The sequence below is a fragment of the Streptomyces sp. NPDC005202 genome (assembly GCF_040608235.1).
Classification (GTDB): Bacteria; Actinomycetota; Actinomycetes; order Streptomycetales; family Streptomycetaceae; genus Streptomyces.
The window spans coordinates 25,431-31,430 of record NZ_JBEXHW010000030.1; the positions used below are offsets into that span (position 1 = coordinate 25,431).

The window sequence follows — 6,000 nt, forward strand, 5'->3', positions numbered from 1 at the left end:
ACAGGCCCCGGAAGAAATCCGGGGCCTGATCATTGCTGTCCGTCGCCCACCTCTGACCAAAGCCATTCCATCGAGTGACCAATGCCTTATCCGGCTGACGGGGGCCGGGGCCCCAACTAGGGTGCGGCGCAAGTGGTCCGGCACTTGGCTCACCGGCATTGCGATGTCAGTGGCGGGTGCCACAGTGGGGGAGTGAGCAACACCAGGGCAGTCGGGAGGGGGTGACGTCGGTCGTGACCAGTATGGGTGTGGAGGTCGGTGCGCACGCCGCGCGCTCCCGGGCCCTCGCCGTGCTGCGCATCCGCAGCCGGGCGCTGGCCGCCGCCCTGCTGCCCGCCGCCGTCGCCGTGGTCCTGCTCGTCGGCGGCTCCACCGGCCACCTCGTGGGCCAGGGCTGGGACGTCGCCCGGTGGACCGTGAGCGCCGTGGCGGTCCTTGTCCTGCTCGCCGCCGTCGGCATCGGAGTGGTCGTCGCCCGTGCCCGCCCCGCCATGACCCCGACGGTCCCGGTCTCCGAGGCCTCCGCCCCGGATCTGTACCGCCTGGTGCGCGACCTCGCCGACCGCCTCGACGTGCCGGCTCCGTCCGCCATAGCGCTCACTCCAGACTGCGACAGCTGGCTGGAGGACCGCAGCCACCCGGCCCACGGCCCTCCCGCGCGGGACGACCACCCCGCACGGGACCACCACGACGAGCCCGGTGGCATACGCGGTCTCCCCTCGGCCCGGGCGCGCCGCACCGCCGCCCCCGTCCTCGTCATCGGCTCTCCGTTCCTGTGGTGGATGCGCGTCGGCGAGCTGCGCGCCGTCCTCGCCCCGGTCGTCGCCGGTACGGGACCGTCCGCGCACCCGGACATAGCCGCCGCCCGCCGTTTCGTCCGGGGCCTGGACGCGGCGGTGGCCGTCGCCTCGATACGCGCCCGCTGCCCCCTGTTCCGCTCGGTGTGCGCGGGCCTCGGCTGGGTGGCCCGGCTGTTGCTGCGCAGCTGCCGGGAGCACGCGACGGCGATGGAGCGGGGCGTGGCGACCGCGGCCGCCGAGCGTGCACAGGCTGTGGACTACGGCCTCAGGATCGTCGCCCAGGAGCAGGTGGGCCTGGCGTACGCGGGCTGGGACCGGCTGCTGACCCGCGTCGCGCTGCCCGCCTGGCGCATGGGCCGCTGGCCCTCGCGGCTGGACGCGGGCGTCGTCGCGGCCCTCACCGAGCTGTCCCGACGGGACCGCCTGGCCGAGGGCTTCGCCTCCCGGCTCGGCGAGCGCCCCGCCTGCGACCTGCTCGAGGAGCCCGGTGCGGTGGACGAGGCCACCTCGCTGCTGGCCGCCCGCCTCTTCCACGGCGGCCCCGCCGGGCGCGGCCCGGACTGGTCCCCGGTGGGCTGGCAGGAGTACCCGGACGAGGTCGTCGACCGCAAGTGGCGCACCGACGCCGCCCGCCTCCACCGGGTCCTGGACGCCCTGGGCGTCCGCCGCTCTCCCGACCCGCTGGCCCCGGACCCGCACGGCGCGACCCTGGCGCGCGTCCTGGACCACCTGTCGGCGTCCCACGCCGTCGACGGCCACGGTCCCGCCGCGACCGCCGAAGCCGGCGGGAGGACGGGCGGGGACGGCGAGGGGGAGGGGGCCGACCTCGGGAACGAGCGGAGTGCGGCGCTCGCGGAGGGCCTCAGCGCGGAGCTGGCGCGCGAAGAGGCGGCCGCCCCGGCGGAGCGGAAGGAGCTGAGGGGAGCCGTCGGCCAGGTCGCCGGCACCGCCCTCTGGGACGACGGCTCGCTGCCCCTGTTCCCCCTCCAGCCCCCGCGCACCGGCCGCGAACTCCTCACCGACCACGTCACCGCGATGGTGTGCTGCGCCGCGATGGACACCGCCGGCGCGGCCCCGGGCCTCGACTGGCTCGACGGGCCCTCCCTCCTGATCAACGGGGAGAGAGCCGCCGACCTCACCCCCAAGGTCCTCGCCCTCATCGAGGACGGCGACCCGATCCCGTTGCGGACCTGGCTGGTCGACCTGGGCATACGCCCGGAGAAGCCGATACGGCTCGTGTGAGGGACTCTCCCCACCCGGCTCAGCCCATCTCGGACCGCCCGACGCCCGTCCCCCGGTTACCGGACCCCCTGCTTCCACTTTCGGCTAATTCGCAACGAATAGTGACAGCCTGCGTGCGTTATGTGATGTGCTGGGACCGATCGCGCGCATGGCAAGGGCTTGCGACATACGACAGGCACACACCGGCACACGACAGACCACGGGGGCACGAGGGAGGGGACGGCCATGGGATCGGAGCAGATCCGCCGCTGGGAGTCGGGAGCACTCGCGCACGCCGTTACGGATCCTTTCGGCCAGGGCCCCGTCCCCTGGCTGCGCGGCAGCGAGACGTACTTCGACGACACCGGCCACGTCGTCCCCTGGTACGTCGACCCGGCCCCGCAGGCCACGGCCGGCGCCCCCCGGGTCCCGGCCCCGCGAGCCTCCGGCGGCCCCCGCGCGGCCGACGACGTCCGCCGCCAGATCAAGGGCTTCACCTCCACCGGCGCCGTCACGCCCGGCGAGGCGATCGACTTCCACATCACGGTCGACCCGCCGCAGCAGTTCAGCGTCGACGTCTACCGCATCGGCCACTACGGCGGCGACGGCGCCGCCAAGATCACCACCAGCCCCCGCCTGTCCGGCATCGTCCAGCCCCCGCCGCTGACCGCGGACCGCACGGTCTCCTGCCACCACTGGTGGCTGTCCTGGCGCCTGCAGGTCCCCTCGTACTGGAGCATCGGCGCGTACGTCGCCGTCCTGACCACCACCGACGGCTACCGCTCCCACGTCCCGTTCACCGTCCGCGACAACCACCCGGCGGACCTGCTCCTGCTGCTGCCCGACATCACCTGGCAGGCCTACAACCTCTACCCGGAGGACGGCCGCACCGGCGCCAGCCTCTACCACGCCTGGGACGAGCACGGCCGCCTGCTCGGCGAGGCCGACGCCGCGACCACCGTCTCCTTCGACCGTCCCTACGCGGGCGCCGGTCTGCCCCTGCACGTCGGTCACGCCTACGACTTCATCCGCTGGGCCGAGCGCTACGGCTACGACATCGCCTACGCCGACGCCCGCGACCTGCACGCCGGCCGGGTCGACTCCACCCGCTACCGCGGCCTGGTCTTCCCCGGCCACGACGAGTACTGGTCGATCAGCATGCGCCGTACCGTCGAACTCGCCCGCGAGCACGGCACGTCCCTGGTCTTCCTCTCCGCCAACACCATGTACTGGCAGGTGGAGCTGGGGCCCTCCCCGTCCGGCGTTCCCGACCGTCTGCTGACCTGCCGCAAGCGCAGGGGTCCGGGCCGGCCGGTGCTGTGGCGGGAGATCGACCGCCCAGAGCAGCAGCTGGTCGGCATCCAGTACGCGGGCCGCGTCCCCGAGCCGCAACCCCTGATCGTCCGCAACGCCGACCACTGGCTGTGGGACGCGACCGGAGCGCGCGAGGGCGACGAGATCGAGGGCCTGGTCGCGGGCGAGGCCGACCGCTACTTCCCGCGCACCCCGCTCCCCGACCACCAGGACCGCATCCTGCTCGCGCACTCCCCGTACACCGACAGCGAGGGCGTCCTGCGTCACCAGGAGACGTCCCTTTACCGCGCCCCCTCCGGGGCCCTGGTCTTCGCGTCCGGGACGTTCGCCTGGTCCCCGGCGCTGGACCGCCCGGGCCACGTCGACACGCGGATCCAGCGCGCCACCGCCAACCTCCTGGACCGCATCTGCAAACGCGACTGAACGCACGTACCGGACCCTGACCGTCCCTGTCGACCCCACCCCAGGCCAAGACCGATCCTCCGCATACGGGAGAATCGAGCCACTTGGCCCACCCGTCGCCCGCCACCACCCCATTCGGGCCCTACGGGCGCCCCTTTGTCTTCAACCACGGGGAGGAACCGTGTCCGGATTCGTCGAAAAGCCTGAGCCGATCCAGGTGCCGGGCCTGGTGCATCTGCACACCGGCAAGGTGCGCGAGCTGTACCAGAACGAGGCGGGCGATCTCGTGATGGTCGCCAGCGACCGCATGTCCGCCTACGACTGGGTGCTGCCCACCGAGATCCCCGACAAGGGCCGTGTCCTCACGCAGCTCTCCCTGTGGTGGTTCGACCAGCTCGCCGACCTGGTCCCGAACCACGTCCTGAGCACCGAGCTCCCCGAGGGCGCCCCCGCCGACTGGGCGGGCCGCACCCTGGTCTGCAAGTCCCTGCCGATGGCCCCGGTGGAGTGCGTGGCCCGCGGCTACCTCACCGGCTCGGGCCTGGCCGAGTACAACGAGTCCCGCACCGTCTGCGGCCTCGCCCTCCCCGAAGGCCTCGTCGACGGCTCGGAACTCCCCGCCCCGATCTTCACCCCGGCCACCAAGGCCGCGGTCGGCGAGCACGACGAGAACGTCTCCTACGAGGAGGTGGCCCGCCAGGTCGGCGCGGACACCGCCGCCCGGCTGCGCCAGGCGACTCTCGCCGTCTACAGCCGCGCCCGCGACATCGCCCGCAACCGGGGGATCATCCTCGCGGACACCAAGTTCGAGTTCGGCTTCGACGGCGACACCCTCGTCCTCGCCGACGAGGTCCTCACCCCGGACTCCTCCCGCTTCTGGCCGGCCGACCAATGGCAGCCGGGCCGCGCGCAGCCGTCGTACGACAAGCAGTTCGTTCGCGACTGGCTGACCTCCGCCGAGTCCGGCTGGGACCGCACGAGCGAGCAGCCCCCGCCGCCGCTGCCGCAGCACATCGTGGAGGCGACCCGCGCGAAGTACGTGGAGGCGTACGAGCGGCTGACAGGCACGAGCTGGTCGTAGGCCACGAGAAAGGCCATGAGAAAGGCCATGAGAAAGACCCCGGTCGAAGAGACCGGGGTCTTGATCCAGAGCGGACGACGAGGCTCGAACTCGCGACCTCAACCTTGGCAAGGTTGCGCTCTACCAACTGAGCTACGTCCGCGTTGCGCCGTGGCGCGAGAGCAACTATACCCAACCTCGCTCGCGTGTGAGCCGCACGGCCGCATGCCGGTTCTCCGCCCCCAGCTTGGTCACGGCCGACGACAGGTGGTTCCGCACGGTCCCCGGCGACAGCGCGGCCCGCTCGGCGATCTCCGCGACGGGCGCCCCGTCGGCCGCGAGCTCCAGCACCTCGGCCTCCCGTGCGGTCAGCGGCGAGTCCCCGGCGGAGATTGCGTCGGCGGCCAACTCCGGGTCGACGTAACGGTTTCCGGCATGGACCGTGCGGATGATCTCGGCGAGCCGCTGGGCGCTCACGGTCTTCGGGACGAACCCGCGCACACCCGCCGCAAGCGTCCGCTTCAGATGCCCGGGCCGCCCGTGGCTGGTGACGATCAGCACCTGGCAGCCGGGCAGCTCGGCCCGCAGGGATGTGGCGACCTTCACACCGTCCGCCCGGGCATCTGAAGATCCAGCACGGCCACGTCGGGTGCGTGCGCCCGCGCCATGGCCGGCGCTTCCGGTCCACTGGCCGCCTCGGCGACGACCAGCACGTCGTCCTTCAGGGAGAGCAGCGCGGCGAGCGCACCGCGGATGAGGTGTTCGTCGTCGGCCAGCAGCACACGCACCGGGGCTGTCATGACATGCCCCCCGGCACCGCCGCCGGCGCCAAGCCTGTGGCACCAGCCGGAACGCCGTCGCCGAGGAGCCCCGCCTCCAGCGTCCCGTCCACCACGGCCAGCCGCTCACGCAGTCCGGCGAGCCCTGAGCCTCCCCGCGCGTCGGAGGCCTTGGCCCCGTCGTTGTCCGCTGTCTCCACCATCAGCACCACGTGTCCCTCCGTCACCCGTACCGTCACCGCGCACCGCCCGGCGTCCCCGTGCCGCAGCGTTCGTCGCTGCCTCGCGCACCGCCCGGCGTCCCCGTGCCGCAGCGTTCGTCGCCGCCTCGCGCACCGCCCGGCGTCCCCGTGCCGCAGCGTTCGTCGCTGCCTCGCGCACCGCCCGGCGTCCCCGTGCCGCAGCGTTCGTCGCCGCCTCGCGC

4 protein-coding genes, 1 tRNA gene and 2 pseudogenes are annotated in these 6,000 nt (G+C 73.2%); 3 read left to right on the top strand and 4 right to left on the bottom strand.

What is annotated here, in order from left to right; genetic code table 11:
• The first annotated feature begins 242 nt into the window (after positions 1-242).
• The 3 genes from ABZV31_RS30265 (at position 243) to ABZV31_RS30275 (ending at position 4,818) form a co-directional block, all read left to right on the top strand.
• Positions 243-2,042, top strand: coding sequence for a hypothetical protein (locus ABZV31_RS30265; protein WP_355900099.1), 1,800 nt, complete (start codon positions 243-245; stop codon positions 2,040-2,042).
• Between the two features lie 225 nt (positions 2,043-2,267).
• Positions 2,268-3,758 carry a N,N-dimethylformamidase beta subunit family domain-containing protein gene (locus ABZV31_RS30270; RefSeq protein ID WP_355900013.1) on the top strand — a complete coding sequence of 497 codons (1,491 nt, stop codon included), beginning with the start codon at positions 2,268-2,270 and terminating at the stop codon, positions 3,756-3,758.
• A 160-nt stretch (positions 3,759-3,918) separates the two neighbouring features.
• A complete protein-coding gene (locus tag ABZV31_RS30275) occupies positions 3,919-4,818 on the top strand; it encodes a phosphoribosylaminoimidazolesuccinocarboxamide synthase (RefSeq protein ID WP_355900015.1) in 900 nt (299 codons plus the stop codon).
• 69 nt (positions 4,819-4,887) lie between these two features.
• Here ABZV31_RS30275 and ABZV31_RS30280 read toward each other — a convergent pair.
• From ABZV31_RS30280 to ABZV31_RS30295, 4 genes and pseudogenes are all read right to left on the bottom strand, one after another.
• Positions 4,888-4,960: transfer RNA gene (locus ABZV31_RS30280), tRNA-Gly, on the bottom strand.
• 23 nt (positions 4,961-4,983) lie between these two features.
• Positions 4,984-5,597: pseudogene (locus tag ABZV31_RS30285) on the bottom strand (response regulator transcription factor).
• Complete coding sequence (locus ABZV31_RS30290; RefSeq protein WP_355900017.1) at positions 5,594-5,803, bottom strand: hypothetical protein; 210 nt, start codon at positions 5,801-5,803, stop codon at positions 5,594-5,596. Before ABZV31_RS30290 ends, ABZV31_RS30285 begins: the two are co-directional and overlap by 4 nt.
• An 8-nt stretch (positions 5,804-5,811) precedes the next feature.
• A pseudogene (locus tag ABZV31_RS30295) lies at positions 5,812-6,000 on the bottom strand (ABC transporter ATP-binding protein); the annotation flags it as partial.

Excerpts from the sequence above, each read along its gene's own strand:
- ABZV31_RS30270 (WP_355900013.1), top strand. The coding sequence starts at position 2,268 with ATGGGATCGGAGCAGATCCGCCGCTGGGAGTCGGGAGCACTCGCGCAC.
- ABZV31_RS30265 (WP_355900099.1), top strand. The coding sequence starts at position 243 with ATGGGTGTGGAGGTCGGTGCGCACGCCGCGCGCTCCCGGGCCCTCGCC.